The organism is Pseudomonas sp. EL_65y_Pfl1_R83 (assembly GCF_963970695.1).
GTDB lineage: Bacteria > Pseudomonadota > Gammaproteobacteria > Pseudomonadales > Pseudomonadaceae > Aquipseudomonas > Aquipseudomonas tritici.
The window spans coordinates 98537-113877 of record NZ_CAXAQI010000012.1 but is presented as its reverse complement, the minus strand read 5'-3'; the positions used below and the strand labels follow the sequence as shown (position 1 = coordinate 113877).

15 protein-coding genes are annotated in these 15341 nt (G+C 59.6%); 6 read left to right on the top strand and 9 right to left on the bottom strand.

Annotated elements, in window-relative coordinates; all coding sequences use genetic code 11:
- Positions 1–6: 6 nt before the first annotated feature.
- From AACY08_RS18125 to AACY08_RS18105, 5 genes are read right to left on the bottom strand one after another with little or no spacing between them, the layout of a single operon-like run.
- Positions 7–1665: a methyl-accepting chemotaxis protein gene (locus tag AACY08_RS18125; RefSeq protein ID WP_339470719.1), complete on the bottom strand. Its 1659-nt coding sequence runs from the start codon at positions 1663–1665 to the stop codon at positions 7–9.
- Between the two features lie 29 nt (positions 1666–1694).
- Positions 1695–3734: a chemotaxis protein CheA gene (locus tag AACY08_RS18120; RefSeq protein ID WP_339470717.1), complete on the bottom strand. Its 2040-nt coding sequence runs from the start codon at positions 3732–3734 to the stop codon at positions 1695–1697.
- Positions 3735–3774: 40 nt separating this feature from the next.
- The gene (locus AACY08_RS18115; protein WP_339470715.1) at positions 3775–4062 is read right to left on the bottom strand and encodes an STAS domain-containing protein; all 288 of its coding nucleotides are present in this window, start codon (positions 4060–4062) and stop codon (positions 3775–3777) included.
- Between the two features lie 23 nt (positions 4063–4085).
- Positions 4086–4454 (bottom strand): response regulator, encoded by a 369-nt coding sequence (locus AACY08_RS18110; protein ID WP_058423391.1) that lies wholly within the window; start codon positions 4452–4454, stop codon positions 4086–4088.
- 9 nt (positions 4455–4463) lie between these two features.
- Positions 4464–5375: a methyl-accepting chemotaxis protein gene (locus tag AACY08_RS18105; RefSeq protein ID WP_445262032.1), complete on the bottom strand. Its 912-nt coding sequence runs from the start codon at positions 5373–5375 to the stop codon at positions 4464–4466.
- 538 nt (positions 5376–5913) lie between these two features.
- Between AACY08_RS18105 and AACY08_RS18100 the strand changes: the two genes are divergently transcribed.
- Together AACY08_RS18100 and AACY08_RS18095 are read left to right on the top strand one after the other, a co-directional pair.
- Entirely contained in the window at positions 5914–6294 is a 381-nt protein-coding gene (locus AACY08_RS18100) for a cupin domain-containing protein (protein WP_339470710.1), read from the top strand.
- Between the two features lie 619 nt (positions 6295–6913).
- Entirely contained in the window at positions 6914–7243 is a 330-nt protein-coding gene (locus tag AACY08_RS18095; RefSeq protein ID WP_339470708.1) for a hypothetical protein, read from the top strand.
- A gap of 6 nt (positions 7244–7249) precedes the next feature.
- Here AACY08_RS18095 and AACY08_RS18090 read toward each other — a convergent pair whose 3' ends face one another.
- The 4 genes from AACY08_RS18090 to AACY08_RS18075 form a co-directional block, all read right to left on the bottom strand.
- Positions 7250–7885 carry a LysE family translocator gene (locus AACY08_RS18090; RefSeq protein ID WP_339470705.1) on the bottom strand — a complete coding sequence of 212 codons (636 nt, stop codon included), beginning with the start codon at positions 7883–7885 and terminating at the stop codon, positions 7250–7252.
- A 275-nt stretch (positions 7886–8160) separates the two neighbouring features.
- Complete coding sequence (locus AACY08_RS18085) at positions 8161–8727, bottom strand: hypothetical protein (RefSeq protein WP_339470703.1); 567 nt, start codon at positions 8725–8727, stop codon at positions 8161–8163.
- A 36-nt stretch (positions 8728–8763) separates the two neighbouring features.
- Positions 8764–10842 carry a hypothetical protein gene (locus tag AACY08_RS18080; RefSeq protein WP_339470695.1) on the bottom strand — a complete coding sequence of 693 codons (2079 nt, stop codon included), beginning with the start codon at positions 10840–10842 and terminating at the stop codon, positions 8764–8766.
- A 54-nt stretch (positions 10843–10896) separates the two neighbouring features.
- Positions 10897–11280: a c-type cytochrome gene (locus AACY08_RS18075; RefSeq protein ID WP_339470769.1), complete on the bottom strand. Its 384-nt coding sequence runs from the start codon at positions 11278–11280 to the stop codon at positions 10897–10899.
- A gap of 178 nt (positions 11281–11458) precedes the next feature.
- Between AACY08_RS18075 and AACY08_RS18070 the strand changes: the two genes are divergently transcribed.
- From AACY08_RS18070 to AACY08_RS18055, 4 genes are all read left to right on the top strand, one after another.
- A complete protein-coding gene (locus AACY08_RS18070) occupies positions 11459–11839 on the top strand; it encodes a response regulator (RefSeq protein ID WP_339470694.1) in 381 nt (126 codons plus the stop codon).
- A gap of 195 nt (positions 11840–12034) precedes the next feature.
- Positions 12035–12649, top strand: coding sequence for a biliverdin-producing heme oxygenase (locus tag AACY08_RS18065; RefSeq protein WP_339470692.1), 615 nt, complete (start codon positions 12035–12037; stop codon positions 12647–12649).
- Positions 12646–14889 carry an ATP-binding protein gene (locus AACY08_RS18060; protein WP_339470690.1) on the top strand — a complete coding sequence of 748 codons (2244 nt, stop codon included), beginning with the start codon at positions 12646–12648 and terminating at the stop codon, positions 14887–14889. The genes AACY08_RS18065 and AACY08_RS18060 overlap by 4 nt, the downstream gene beginning before the upstream one ends.
- A gap of 176 nt (positions 14890–15065) precedes the next feature.
- Positions 15066–15272 carry a hypothetical protein gene (locus AACY08_RS18055; protein WP_339470688.1) on the top strand — a complete coding sequence of 69 codons (207 nt, stop codon included), beginning with the start codon at positions 15066–15068 and terminating at the stop codon, positions 15270–15272.
- Positions 15273–15341 lie beyond the last annotated feature (69 nt).

Genomic DNA, 15341 nt, shown 5'->3' with positions numbered 1-15341 from the left:
GTGCGATCAGAAGCGGGTGAAATCCGATTCGTCCGGGGCACTGGCCATGGTGTAGGCGAAGGCCTTGCGCGGCGCCGTTGGTTTAGTGCGTGGCGGCTGACGGTTGGGCGTGCTGCCGGGGCCGTCCACGCTGTTGCTTTGCACCGCGGCCTTGGACGCTGAATCCAGCACGAAGAAACTCATGGCCTGTTGCAGTTGCTCGGCCTGGCTGCTCATTTCTTCGGCCGTGGCCGCCAGTTCTTCGCTGCTCGAAGCGTTTTGCTGGGTCACTTGGTTGAGCTGGGTCATCGCCGTGTTGATCTGGGCGACACCGGCGGCCTGTTCTTCGGACGCAGCGCTGATTTCCTGCACAAGGTCGGACGTCTTGTTGATGGAAGGCACCATTTCGTCGAGCAACTTGCCGGCTTTCTCGGCCATGTCCACGCTGCTGGAAGACAGTTCCCCGATTTCCTGGGCGGCCACCTGGCTGCGTTCGGCCAGCTTGCGCACTTCGGCGGCCACCACGGCGAAACCCTTGCCGTGCTCGCCGGCCCGAGCGGCCTCGATGGCGGCATTGAGCGCGAGCAGATTGGTCTGGTAGGCGATGTCATCGATGATGCTGATGCGCTGGGCGATTTTCTTCATCGCCACCACCGTCTGCTGTACCGATTCGCCGCCCTCGGTGGCTTCCTTGGCAGCTTTGCTGGCCATGCCATCAGTGACCTTGGCGTTTTCGGTGTTTTGGTTGATGCTGGCGCTCATCTGCTCGACCGACGCACTGGTTTCCTCGACACTGGCGGCCTGCTCACTGGTGGCCTGGCTCATCGATTGCGCGGTGGCGCTGACCTGTTCGGAGGCGCTGGCGAGGTTATCGGAGGCGTTACGCACTTCGCCGATGATATGTGCCAGCTTGCCGACCATGTTGCGCATGGCGTTGAGCACCATGCCGGTTTCATCTTTGCCACCTGGCTCGATGTGTGCGTTAAGGTTGCCTTCGGCCAATTGCTCGGCGGCGCTCGCTGCTTGGCGCAACGGGCGGGAAATGATCCGCGCGATGAATATCGCCAGGCCCAGACCGATCAACAGGGACGCGACCAGTACCGCGATGATCGACACGCGTGAGCTTTCATACAGCACCGTGCCCTTGTCACCCGCGGCAGTCGCGCCGGCGTCATTGAGCTCGACCATTTTCTGCAGGCGGTTGGTCACCTCATCGAAATGCCCTCTGGATTGCCCCCTGAGCAAACTGCGGGCCTGGGCCTCCTGGTTCTGACGGGAAAACTCCAGGACCTGCTTGCTGCTCGCAATGTAGGCGTCCCACGCGCTTTTCACGCTGAGCAGGAGTTGACGATCGTCATCGTTCGACACCAATTGCTCGTAGGTCTGCATGCGGGTTTCGAACTGCTGGCGCGCCTCGGTGGCCTCGCGTTCGGCCTGGGCCTTTTCTTCGGCAATCTCGGTACCGATGTGGCGGTTTTCTTTCAAGCGATAGTTGGCGGCATAAAAACGCATGCCTGCCGCTGCGCGCATGGATGGCATCCAGTTGCCCTTAATGTCCTGGGCGGCATGGTTGACGGAACCGAGTTGAAGGATAGCGAAGCCGCCCATGGCCCCGGTGAGCGCCAGTACCACCAGGAACGAACTGATCAGCTTGGTGGAAATTTTAAGATCGTAGAACCATTTCATCGGAGAACCTCCATGGAATTGCAAAGACATCAGCGGGCGACGACCGGTGGCGACTGAGGCGCCATGGACGTGCGGGCTTCCAGTTGTACGATTTGATTGAGCAGTGCCGGTACATCCAGGATCAGGGCCACCGCGCCGCTGCCCAGGATGGTCGAGCCACTGATACCGCGCAGTGCGCCGAACAACTTGCCCAAGGGTTTGATCACGGTCTGAAACTCACCGAGCAGGTCATCCACCACCAGCCCGGCCTTATGCTCGGCGTAGCGCACCACCACCACATTCTGGCGTCGGGCAACGGGGCCTTCATGGCTGAAGTGGTCACGCAGGTGCACCAACGGCAACACCTCGCCACGCAGGTCCAGATAGCCCGTGTCGCGGCTGGACTGGCGCTGGTGTTCATCCAGCTCGATACATTCCTGGACCATGTCCAGGGGAATCACGTAGGTGGATTGGTCGATGCCGACCAGGAAGCCATTGATGATCGCCAGGGTCAGCGGCAAGCGAATGCGCACCACGGTGCCCTGGCCGGGACGGCTGTCGAGGTCGACGGTGCCGCGCAACAAGGTGATATTGCGCTTGACCACGTCCATGCCGACGCCGCGCCCGGACAGGTTGGTCACGGCCTCGGCGGTCGAGAAACCCGCTTCGAAGATCAGGTTGTAGATCTCCTGGTCGGTGAGCACCGCGCCGCTGGCCACCAGCCCGCGTTCCTGGGCTTTTTCCAGAATGCGGTCGCGGTTGAGCCCGGCGCCGTCATCGGCGATTTCGATGACGATGCTTCCGGAGTCGTGATAAGCATTGAGGCTCAGATGACCCTTGCTCGACTTGCCCGCCGAACGTCGCACATCGGCGCTTTCGATACCGTGGTCCATGGCGTTGCGCAGCAGGTGCATCAGCGGGTCGCCGATCTTCTCTACCACGGTCTTGTCCAGCTCGGTTTCCGCGCCGCTGATGATCAGCTCGATGTCCTTACCCAGTTCCTGGCTGACATCGCGCACCACGCGGCGGAAGCGGTTGAACGTGTCGCCGATGGGGATCATGCGCAGGTGCAGGGCGCCATCGAGGATCTCTTCCACCAGCCCCGACACCGTCGAAGTGGCCTCCTGCAGCGGGTCGTTGTTACAGGAACGCGCCAACAGGCTTGCGCCGGCGCTGGCGATCACCAATTCGCCGACCAGGTTGATCAACTCGTCGAGCTTGTCGGCGTTGACCCGCACATAACTGCCGTCGCGGGTTTTCGCCTCGCTGTTCGCCGGCAGGCGCTGGGGCGAGGCGGGAGCCGGACCTTGCTCGGCTTGTGCGATCAAGTCAATGCCGATGGCGACGCTGCTTTCCGGCGTTTCGTCGACCGCGCGGATGTGCACGTCACAGTCGTCGCGCACGAAGTCGAACACTTCGTTGAGCGTGGCATGGCTGGCCGTCGACCGCAGGTCGATCTCGAAGCCCAGGTAGCAGCTTTCCGGGTCCCAGCTCTCCAGGGCGGGGATGTTGTCGGTCAGGGTGGTGACCTGCACCATGTGCCCCAGCGTATCGAGGTAACGCAGGAACGACAGCGGGTCCATGCCATTACGGAACACCTCCACGCCAAAGCGCAGAGAAATATGCCAAAGCACTTCGCCCCCCGGGTCGTCGTCCACCGCAGCGGGTACGACGTCGGCAGTGGCGGTGCGCAGCGGCTGATAGTCGCTCAGCGCCTCGCGCAAGGTCTCACCGCGCTCCAGCGCGGCTGGGGTCGGCGCCTCACCGCGGCTGGCAATCACGTCGATCAGTTCAAGCATATGGTCGCCGCACTTGAGCAGCAGCGCGATCAAAGCAGCGTCCACCGCCACACTGCCGTCGCGCAGTCGGTCGAGAACGTCTTCGACGATATGCGTGAACCCCACGATCGGCGCGAGGCCGAACAACCCCGCGGAACCCTTGATGGTGTGCGCGGCGCGGAAAATCGCGCCGATGGCATCCTGGTCGCCGGGGTCGCTTTCCAACTGCAGCAGGGATTGCTCCATGGCCTGCAGCAGTTCGCGGGCCTCGACGATGAAGGTCTGCAGTGCCTGATCGAGATTGATGCTCACCTGGACTTTCCTTGTCGATCAATGAACGGGGCAGTGCCGATTAAAGCGCGGCGCTGCGACACAGTTGGAGCGCCTGCATGACCGCCTGGCTCTGGCCGGTCACACTCAAGGCGGTGCCGGCAATGCCGGCTTCACGCTGGATGACTGCCAGCAACTGCAGGCCGGCACCATCCATTTCCGTGACCTGGGACAGGTCCAGGTCCAGGCGCGGCGCCGCGCCCATCTGCGACAACAACGCGCCCGCCAGTTCAGCGACGGTGTAGATCGTGAGTTCGCCGTCGATGCCCACATGGGCGGTGCCGTCGATTGTTTCGTGAGTGATCGGCATGTTGGTCTCCCTGGCGCCGGGTGTCAGGGCAGGATCAATTTGGAGACCGCCGCCAGCATCTGCGCCGGCTGGAACGGCTTGACCACCCACGCCTTGGCGCCCGCGGCCTGGCCTTCGGCCTTCTTCGATTCCTGAGACTCGGTGGTCAGCATGATGATCGGTGTGAACTTGTAGTTGGCCAGCTTCTTGACCTCCTTGACGAAGGTGATGCCATCCATGTTAGGCATGTTCACGTCACTGATGATCAGGTGCACTTTTTGCCCGGTCAGCTTGTTCAGGGCGTCCTTGCCGTCACTGGCCTCGATCACGTCGTAACCGGCGCTTTTCAAGGCGATGCCAACCACTTGCCGCACGCTGCTGGAGTCGTCGACCACTAATACATTCTTCGCCATGATGCGCTCCTAAAAGAAAGTGATGTCTTGAGAATTCTGCTGCACAGCCGCCTCGCCATGATGGAGGCGCCGTTGCTCATCGGTGGCGTAGGTGGCTTCCATGCGCGCCAGCCATTGGCGGGCGTCGATGGCCAGCGGCTGGTCCGGGGCCTGGTTGGCCTGCACGAGATGGTCATGCAGGGCGTGCATGTTGTCGCGCACGTGACTGAGGATCTGGCTGACCCGATCCTGGAATTGCAGGTTGACCAACACCTCGGTCATCTCATCCCGGATGCCGTAGCTTTCCTGCTTGAGCAGGTCGGCGGATTCGGCCAGGCGCCCAGTGATGCTCTGGAAACGTGTGAGCACCACTTGAATACTGTTTTCGGACTCCGCCACAGAATGGCTGTCCTGGTCGGCGCTGCTGGACGCGGCCTGCACCAATTGAGTAATGGCGTTATTGATGATGTCGACCTTCGCCGACATCTGCTGGCCCGTTTCACTGGACTTGCTCGACAGGCTGCGCACCGCATCGGCCACCACCGCGAAGCCGCGACCGGCCTCACCGGCACGCGCCGCTTCGATGGCCGCGTTGAGGGCCAGCAGGTTGGTTTGTGCGGCAATCGCCGCGACATCAGCGGCCATGGTGCGCAGTTCGCCCGTGTAGGCGGTCAGGCTGCGCACCTGAGCCAGGGTCTGATCACGGCTGGCTTGAGTGGCCTTGAGCGAATTGATCACCTGGCTCAACTCGCTGTCACTGCGCGCCAGCACCTCAAGCGCACCGTCGGCGGAGTGCCCGTCCAGTTCGCCGGCTGCGTGCTGCGACGCTTGTACCGTTTCCTGCAAGCGTGTGGCGATCCCGGTGAAACGGTTCGCCAGGCTCACGATCGCTTCTTCGGTCTGATCGCGCGAGCTTTCCACCTGCTTGGCCCAGATGGGCATGGCGCCCAGCAATACCTCATCGAGCTGTGCGCGGGAGGCCATGCCGTTATGGGCATGCGCACTTGACTGGCTTGCCTGCGCCTGCGCAATCGCTCGCTGCATTGCGTTGCGCTGTGCAACCGCGCTCCAGGCACAGGCACCCAGGCCGATCATCACCACTGCCGTGCAGGCCAGCAGATTGGCCATCGAGGTTGATTGCACGAGTATCCACAAAACGGCCGGCACGACTGGGATCAAGGCGAACCAACGGAAACGAGGATAAGCGGGAAGGTGCATGCGGCTGGATGAGCGCTGAGGCATGAATTCGGTCCTTGAACAGTGTTGCGCATGTAAACGACATAGAGTTTATCCGCTCTTTACGCCGCAACTTTAGGTCTGGTGTATGCCTTCCGTCTGGTTTGTGACCGATGTGTGAATGAGCAGGAAGTTAAGTGTAGGCGACGCCAGCCGACACGCTCAGACTGCTTGCAGGATCGTACAAGCGCCCTCGCCCCCTCGTTCGCTAACCTGACGACTCTTGTCTAGCAGAGTATCCGTCATGCCTCAGCCGCAGCCCCCGACAAAACCCATAAATCTCACCCAAAAAGCCGACCTGATCGACCAACAATGGAGCCCACGCGTCGTCGCCGAAATGAACGACTACCAGTTCAAAGTAGTACGCATCGAAGGCGAGTTCATCTGGCACTCCCACCCCGAAACCGACGAAGCCTTTCTGGTACTTGAAGGCACCCTGCGTATCGACCTCCCAGACGGCCCGGTTTATGTCGCACCGGGTGAGCTGTACGTTGTACCGCGTGGCGTAGAGCACCGCACAGCCGCTGAAGGCGAGACCAAGCTGATGATGATCGAGCCACGGGGCATCTTGAACACCGGGCATGAAGGTGGGGAGCGTACGGCTGTGAATGACCAGTGGATCTGAGGCTGGCGTCGCCCGCTTGCTCACACCACTTACCGTGGCAGCCTTGAACAGGTCGAGACGCGGCCGCCCTGGCCTAGCGGCCGGTTGGGTTATTTCAGCAAGGCAATCAGTGTGCAGCCCACCATGATCACCAGCGCCGGCCACTGCATCGGCATGAAAAAGAAGTGGTGGCGGACGCCATCGGCGTGCGGCTGTCAGTTCAGTGCATCAGCGATGTGTTGCCGGGTTTGACGCTGGGGTCGGGCCACAGCCACATCAATAGCCGCGCCATCACCACCGTTGTAAACAACGTCAGCCAGCCTGCGCCGCGATAAATCATCGATTAATCCATAGGCCGGCTTAAGCCAGCTCGCGTGTCTGTGGATGCTTGGGGGGGGGAGTGACTGCATGCGTGTTTGCGTCCTTGTAATGGGTTGAGCCTTGCACCGCCTCCGTCTGGTGACCGGGTGCATTTGGCACGGCGAGTTGCAACATAGCCATTTAATATCGTTGCTCGGGCGGATGACATTGCGTTGGCGGGAGCTGACCCGTTCGCGGCATGGGGTCTTTTTTTTCATGCGCAGAACAGTGATCATCGCCCTCCCCCACTCTCCCGCCAAAACACCGAGGAACCGAAACCATGGAATTGACGCTGGAAGCGGTTGCGCTTTTTGCACTGAAGCTGGTGCACGAGACGGACGGTGGCAGCCCGGTTTTGCGGGATGATCCGGTGATGGATCGGTATGACCGGGAAGTGTTCGGGTTGTTGGTGCGGCAGGGGGATCTGGCCGTTATTCAATCCAAACTCGCGGAATGTGTTGATCAAGCACTTGAGGCATTGGGCGGGGCCGATACGGTGATGGGTCGCGAGCTGCAACGGTTGGCGAGTGATGTGCAAAACGCGGCTCAGTTGGATGAACTGCGCGGGCCACTGACCCACCTGCAGGATTACCTCAAAGACATCCAGTGAGGCACCCTACCGCCGCCCTTCAACCGCCATCCGCACCGCCAGCCCCATCAGCACCGACCCCATCAGCCAGCGCTGCACCACCTGCCAACCCGGCCGGGTAACGAAAAACACCGCGATCGAACCCGCCATGGCGGCAATCGCCGCATTGACGCTCACGCTGATAAAAATCTGCGTAAAGCCCAGCGCCAGGGATTGCGTCAACACACTGCCATGGCCGTTCGGGTCGATGAACTGCGGCAGTAACGACAAATACATCACCGCCACCTTGGGGTTCAACAGGTTGGTCACCAGGCCCATGGTGAACAGCTTGCGTGGGCTGTCCTTGGGCAACTCTCGCACCTGGAATGGTGAGCGTCCGCCTGGCCTGATCGCCTGCCAAGCCATGTATGCAAGGTACAACGCACCGCCGAAGCGCAGCGCGTCGTAGGCAAATGGCACCGCCATGACCAAGGCCGTGATACCCAAGGCGGCGCACAGCATGTAAACCAGAAAACCCAACGCCACACCTGCCAGAGAAATATACCCGGCGGTGCGGCCCTGGCAGATCGAGCGTGAAATCAGGTAAATCATGTTCGGGCCGGGCGTCAGCACCATGCCGAGGGAGATAAACGCGTAGGCCAGCCAACTGGACAGTTCAGGCATTGTTGGACTCCTGGGGTGTTCGTTTGTCGACGCGAAACATTTGGCCAAGGTTGTCGGCTTGGCCCCCATGGTAGGGCGTTCAAAATGCGCGCGTTAGATACAGATCCGCGAGCAAAACGGCATACACCCACGAGGCAGGACATGATCGAAACAAACGAAAATCGAAATATTCCCCACAGCTGACGCCCGAGCAGATGCCCTCCTTCTGCAACTGCTGCACCCACACCCTCAACGGTGTGGTATGCCCGCAGGGTCTACCGCACCACGGCTAACCCTCAACCCGACTTAACCCCACTCCCCGCCTCAGCCACCGGTACCCGATTCGCCGGATCCGTCACGTCATACACATGCTGCTCACACCCCGAGCCCTTGAATTGGAATTCCACCAGATACATTTTTGCCTTCTCCGGGCGGAACGTATTTATCTCCGGCCCGCAGGTGTAGTAGTAACCGGTGCGGGTGTCGTTCGCGTAACCCGATACAGTGAGTTTCTTGCCGGGGTCGGCCTGGATTTCCAGTTGTGGAAAACGCTTGAGCGTGGCGCTGGCGACGGTTTGGTTGAGCTTGGCGATCCAGTTGAAGACCTTGCCTTCGCCGGTGTCCATCACCTTACCGAGGGCTTCCATGCGTGAGTCGGGGTCGCCTTCGCGGCTGATCGAGAAGTCGACGGCGGGAGTGCCGCCACTGGACTTCATGATGACCTTGGCGTGTTCCGCATCCACAGCCACGGTTTTCTGGCGAAACTGAATGCCGTCCTTGAGCAGGCTGGGCGATGAGTCGCGTTGGTTGGATTGGCAGGCGCCCAGGGCCAGGGCGATGGAGAGCAGCGCGACTCGCTTCACGGGGGATGTCCTTATCGAATGAGGGTGACGAATAGACTAGGGCTCACTGGGAATGTTCCACACTTTGTCACCTTCAATTTTGCGCAGCTTGCCGCCTGAAACCGACTGCGCTACAACCAATTGTTCCTCGAAGCTGAAACCTGAAAGCTCGTAGAACAGACTCCGCACCGGCTGAGCCTGCTCGCCCCGCAGGGGGTACCGGTGCAGACGGGGCTGGGCCATGGCTCGGTAAATCCTGATCAAGGCCGGGCTCGCAGCATAACCTGCGAACTCACGCTGTGCGCCTTCGACATCGTTATACAGGCCATAGCCGTAGTCGTACGCGGTATCGGAGTCCGCACGTCCTCCAAACCGAACTTCGCCATCCTTGAGAAAACGCCTGAGCAAGTGGGCGTCCAGAATGGGCACGTCGTCACATGCAAAACCGGCGTGGTAAGGACCACTGACGATCACCAGCGGCAGCACAGTGACTGCGGACGCGTCGCTGAGGTGAGGAAAATACTGGCTGCAAAATGCCCCCAGTGCTTGCTGAATATGCTGGGCTTTTCGGCGCGCCTGGCGGGTTTTATGGGTGATGCCATTGTTATCGGAAAAATCGTTGTGGTAATCCAGCGGCGTTATCGGTGCTCGCCGACTGCGCAGTTCGCACACCACCAGCAGCCTGCCAAACGAGAACACCAGGTCGATCTCCTCGACAACATTGGACGTTCCTCTGAACTTAACCGCCCCCAACCACTTCAAGTCCGCCATGATCGGATTAGTTCTGCGACAATCTTCCAACACCGCGAGCAGGTAACGTTCAAACAATCGTCCGCGCTGCTTGCCTTTGGGGTCGATGATGTTGAGCCAGATATCAAAATTCCTGGAGATGCTGGCCGTCAACGGCGCACTGATCGGAATCAGCACGTCGTCATCCACCTTCACCAACGGTCGCGACCACAGGTCATGCTGCAGGCTCTTGGCCTCATAAATGAGCAGATCAATGGCCGCATCGACCTGTTCAGACGCGAGCCCAGTGCACTCTGCAAGCCGCGCAGCAAGCGTTTCAAGGGAGAACCGCGGACACAGCTTGAGCAGATCTTCCCACTGCTGCGGCGCAGACATCTGAGCATAGTGTTCTTTAAGTTGAGCCGCGATCACCGAAAGGTGCAGCCAGATATGCAGCAGGTTCTGGCACTCGATACTTTTTATAGCGGGCTCGGGAGAAGCATCGAACAACGGATGCAGGTACTCGTCGATCATGTAATACGGCGACAGGTACGCATAAAGCGCGGCTGTCTGGACGCTGTCGCTTAATTCAGACCACTTGCCGATCGATAACGCGCCAGTGCCGGCGCATTTGATATAGCGCTGCCCCCCAAGCTGAGGCGCATAGGTTTGGCGACCCTGCTGAATTTCACCGGAAATTCTCAGACCGTTGGTACCGTTGTGGTGATCACGGCGGTATTCATAAATCACTTTGACCAGATCCAGATGCTCCGACGCAGAAGAGAGCAGCACGCCTTTGGAATCGGCAAAAAATTCCATGCCGCCGTACAACAACTCCTGCCAGATTTTTTTGAAACTATGGGTCAGTTGCACCAAATCGCTTTCATAGGCAAAAAAGTTGATAGCACTGAGCATATGCGGGCAATTGTCGGGGAACAGCACACGCAGGTCATGGCGGTTTTGATACAGATCCCAGATCGCCCCGCAGAGCGAATCCAGGCGCAACATATTGAGATGATCCGGTGGCAGGCCGGACTCACCGTTAGTCAACGAAGATCGGAATGAAAGGTGCTCTTCAAGGGACGCTACCGGGTTGGCCTTGACGGCCTGCAGCGCCTCGGCGGCCATTGCGCAGAAGAAGTGATTGGCCGCCCCGATATGTGCGCTGATCAGCGCGTCATATGTCAGCGGCTCATTTGTACTGAACGAATAGTGCAGACGGCTGCTCTGCACCCGTTTAAATTGGCTGTTCAACCAGCGTGCACCTTCCAGAAAGCCTCTTTCGAGGCTGTGCCCTGGATAAAGCGCCTGATACTTTGCAATCCAATCGTTGATGTCGAACTCGTCGAGCATCGCGGGGTGCGCCAGCTGTTTGTTGCGGGCGAGCTTGAGCAGTTGCCGGTCCATCAGCGTGCCTCTGGGTTTTGTAAGGTGGCGCCCTTAGGCTTCGATCGACACCGATCACTTGGGCTGGAAGGTTTCCAGGTACGCCAGAATGTTCTCGATTTTTTCCTGATCACTAATGCCCCAGAAGATCATCCGCGTACCCCTTACCACCTTCTTCGGCGCCTCGATGTAGGCGGCGAGTTTGTCCCGGGTCCAGACCACACCAGAGTTTTTCATCGCATCGGAATACTGATAGTCAGTGGTAATCCCCGCAGGTCGGCCGATGATGCCGTTGAGTTCAGGGCCGAAACCACCGCGTGCACCCTCGCCGACACTGTGGCAGCCGCCGCAGGTCTTGGTGAAAAGTTTGCCGCCAGCTTCGGCGTCGCCCGCAGCATAGGTCAGGGGGCTGGACATACCAGCGGCAAGAATCAGCGCCAGTGAGGCGGTATATTTCATAGGGTGCTCCACATCGAGTGCTGCTGGCAGCAACGGTGGTGCAATTATGCCTGCTAGCCAGCCCAGTGCACCAAACCGTGCCACAACACGACCATCCATCGGCAAAAAACCTTTGCATCGAAACTCTTACATTCCTGACCCACTCCACCTTATGAACCCTGATGGTGGAGTAACGATCATGGCTCAGCCATCGATATTAGTATTGGAAGACGACGAAATCATTCGGACGTTGATGGTGGATGTACTGGAAGATTTTGGGGCGGTCGTGACGTCATTTCCTTCGGCGGATGAGGGAATGATTTATTTGGAGCGCGAGGATGACCCGGTGCACCTGATCGTCAGCGATGTGCAGATGCCAGGTTTGCTCAACGGTTATGACTTGAGCCGAGTGGTCGCGCATCGGTGGCCAACGGTGCCGGTGGTGTTGACGTCCGGAAACACCAGTATTGCAGCACAACTAGGTGGATCGGTGCGTTTCTTGCCTAAACCCTGGAGCACTGAGCACCTGATCGACTGTGTGCAAGCGGCGTTGACCCAGCAGGGGCTGTCCATGCATTGATAGCGTCGCGACATCATTTCAGCCGAACTTCACCGCATGCGCTGCGGTCTCTGAATGAACAAGCAGCGACTTTTCTGATCCGCTGGTCAGCCTTTTCGCTTTGCGCGTACAGCTGCCCGCCATTAGTTGTGTAGAATTATAGCCGATTTAAATGCGTCATTCATGGCCGAGAGGCCCACAGTTCGAGCTCACTGAATGCATTCACAGGCCCATGACGTTGGCGCGCCCTCTTTGCTAGAAACGTTGCGCACAGGTACGGCCCTGCTGCATGTGACGTTGGAAAAGCGCCTGCCGTTTTTCTCCGAGCGCATGGATGCCGATTGGTATCAGCGCTTATTGCAGGCGTATTACGGGTTTTATGGGCCAATGGAAGCGGCGCTGTACGAATGCGATTTGATCCCTGAAGGCTTCGACCAGGGGGTGCGTACGAAAACGCCGACTCTACTGAATGACCTCAACGCGCTGGGCTTGGATGAGCAGGCTATTGACGCCCTGCCCCGCTGCGCCGAGCTCCCGCCCCTTGACACCCCCGCCGCCTGCCTCGGTGCCCTGTACGTGCTGGAAGGCGCGACCCTCGGCGGCCAAGTGCTGCGCCGGGAAATGGCCCAGCGTCTGCACGTCAATGCCGACAACGGTGGCGCGTTTCTCGATGTATACGGTGCCGAGACAGGCCGGCGCTGGAAAGACTTTCTCGATTACCTGGGGCGCCTGCCGCTGGATGCCCGCGCCAAACAGCGCGCGGTGGATGCTGCCTGTTCGACATTCAGCTGCTTTGAGCAATGGCTCGACAGCCAGAAGGTACTGCTATGAAAACCGAACATTTTGAAGAGCTGCTTGCCAATTGTGCCGACGAGCCCATCCGCTTTCCGGGGGCGATCCAACCCCACGGTGTGCTGATGACGTTATCGGAGCCGGGGCTGAATATCATCCAGGTCAGTGCCAACGTCGACACGTTGTTCGGGCACGCACCCGAAGTGTTGCTGGGCCAGCCGCTGCACACGCTGATAGGCACCGAGCACGCCAATGCCGTCGGCGCCATGGCCGAAAACAATACGTTTTTCGACGCAGCACCTCTGCACGTCACGCTCAACGGCGCGGAGTTCGAAGGCCTGCTGCACCGCCATCAGAATGTGCTGGTGCTGGAGTTCGAACCACGGCTCAAGGACTTCCGCCCACGGGCACTGAACGGCCGCACCAGTGACCTGGGCAAAATGCTGCAGCGTTTGCAGTCGGCGAAAACTCTGCAAGCGCTGTACGAAATCAGCGTGACTGAAATCCAGGCCATGACCGGCTACGACCGCGTGCTGATCTACCGCTTCGAAGACGAAGGTCACGGCCAGGTGATCGCCGAAGCGTCGTCACCCTCCATGGAGCTGTTCAACGGGCTGTTCTTCCCCGCGTCCGACATCCCGGAGCAGGCCCGTGAGCTGTATCGCACCAATTGGTTGCGCATCATCCCGAACGCCGCCTACGAGCCGGTGCCGCTGTTGCCCAAGTTGCGCCCTGACTCCGAGCAGCCCTTGGACCTGAGTTTCGCCACCCTGCGTAGCGTGTCGCCAATTCACTGCCAGTACATGCAGAACATGGGCGTGCTGTCGTCCATGAGCATCTCGCTGATGAAAGGCGACAAGCTTTGGGGTCTGATCAGCTGCGGCAACCGCGAACCGCTGATGGTGCCGAATGACCTGCGCACCGCCTGCCAGACTATCGGCCAGGTCTTGTCGTTGCAGATCAGCGCCATGGAGGCCTTGGACCTGACACGTCAGCGTGAAGAGAAAGTCGAGACCCTGACGCTGCTGGATCAAGCGATGAAAGCGTCGCAAGAAAGCGTGTTCGGGGGTCTGGCCCAGCAACCGCGCTTGCTGATGGACCTGACCGTTTCGGGCGGCGTTGCGATCATCGAAGACAAGCAACTGCGCCGCTATGGCAATTGCCCGGAGCCAGCGCAGATCCGTGCGTTGCACAAATGGTTGCAGATGAGCGGCGAGCCGGTGTTCGCCAGTCATCACCTGGCGTCGGTGTATCCGCCGGCCTCCGAGTACCAGCAGGTGGCCAGCGGTGTCCTGGCCTTGAGCCTGCCGAAGCCGGTGGACAACGGTTTGCTGTGGTTTCGCCCGGAAGTCAAAGAGAACATCCACTGGAGCGGCGACCCAAAAAAGCCACTGAACCTGGAAAATTCCGACGCGGGTCTAAGCCTTCGCCCACGTACCTCGTTTGAAATCTGGAAAGTCGAGATGGCTGGCATCTCCTCCAAATGGAGCCATGGCGACCTTTTCGCCGCCAACGACCTGCGTCGCTCGGCCCTGGAAAACGACCTGGCTCGCCAGGTACTGCGCGAACAACAAGCCGTGCGCGCCCGCGATGAGCTGGTGGCAGTGGTGTCACACGACTTGCGTAACCCGATGACGGTTATCTCCATGCTCTGCGGCATGATGCAGAACGCCTTCAGCTCCGATGGTCCCCACACCTCACGGCGGATTTCCTCGGCCATCGACACCATGCAACAGGCGACCGCGCGCATGAATGTGCTGCTGGAAGATTTGCTCGACACCTCGAAAATCGAGGCCGGACGCTATGTGGTCAAGCTGGTGGTGCTCGACGTGAGCCAGATGTTTGAAGAGGCCTACGCCCTGCTCGCACCGCTGGCGATGGAAAAAGGCATCGACCTGTCGTTCAACGCCGAGTCTGGCCTACTGATCAACGGCGACCCCGAGCGCCTGTTTCAGGTGCTGTCGAACCTGATCGGCAACGCCATCAAGTTTACCCCGCGCCAGGGCAGCATCGGTATCAGCGCCATGAGCACCGACGACGCCGTCGTCTTCTCGGTGCGCGACTCCGGAGAAGGCATTGCACCCGAGCACTTGCCTCACGTGTTCGATCGTTACTGGACCCAGGCGGAGAACAACCCGACCGGAAGCGGCCTGGGGCTGTACATCACGCAAGGTATCGTGCAGGCCCATGGCGGCAGGATCGTTGCCGAAAGTGAATTGGGGCGTGGCAGTGAGTTCCGATTCACGGTGCCGAAGTTAATTGAAGTCTCGCCAACCTGACACGGTAAAACCGTGAGAGCGGCGGTGCGCCTCTGATGACGTCTGAAGCGCGTTTACCCACGTCAGTCATATCTTGCAGCAGCGCGTTTATAGCTGGCCCGCTTCGCCCTCTATAAGTTTGGTCTCACTTCGCTCTCACAGGCGGAGTAATCCCTACCCAATAGAAGGAAACATCCATGCTTAACGCTATCAACCACTCGCTGGGCCACTTTCACTACCCACCGCTGCAGAAGGATGATGCAGAGCCCCAACGCAGGAAGCGCAGTATTGACGACACACAAACGCAACTGCATGCCGCTGACCCTGGAAGTACGGCAGCCAATGACCGTCGACGCAAAAACGGCGGTGGGCTAGACAGCCTGGGGCAAGGCCGCCTGCTTTAACCGGCCTTATACGGAGGGCAGTGCACGGCCCTTCGTACGCTCGCCCTTAACAAAACGATGACATTCACG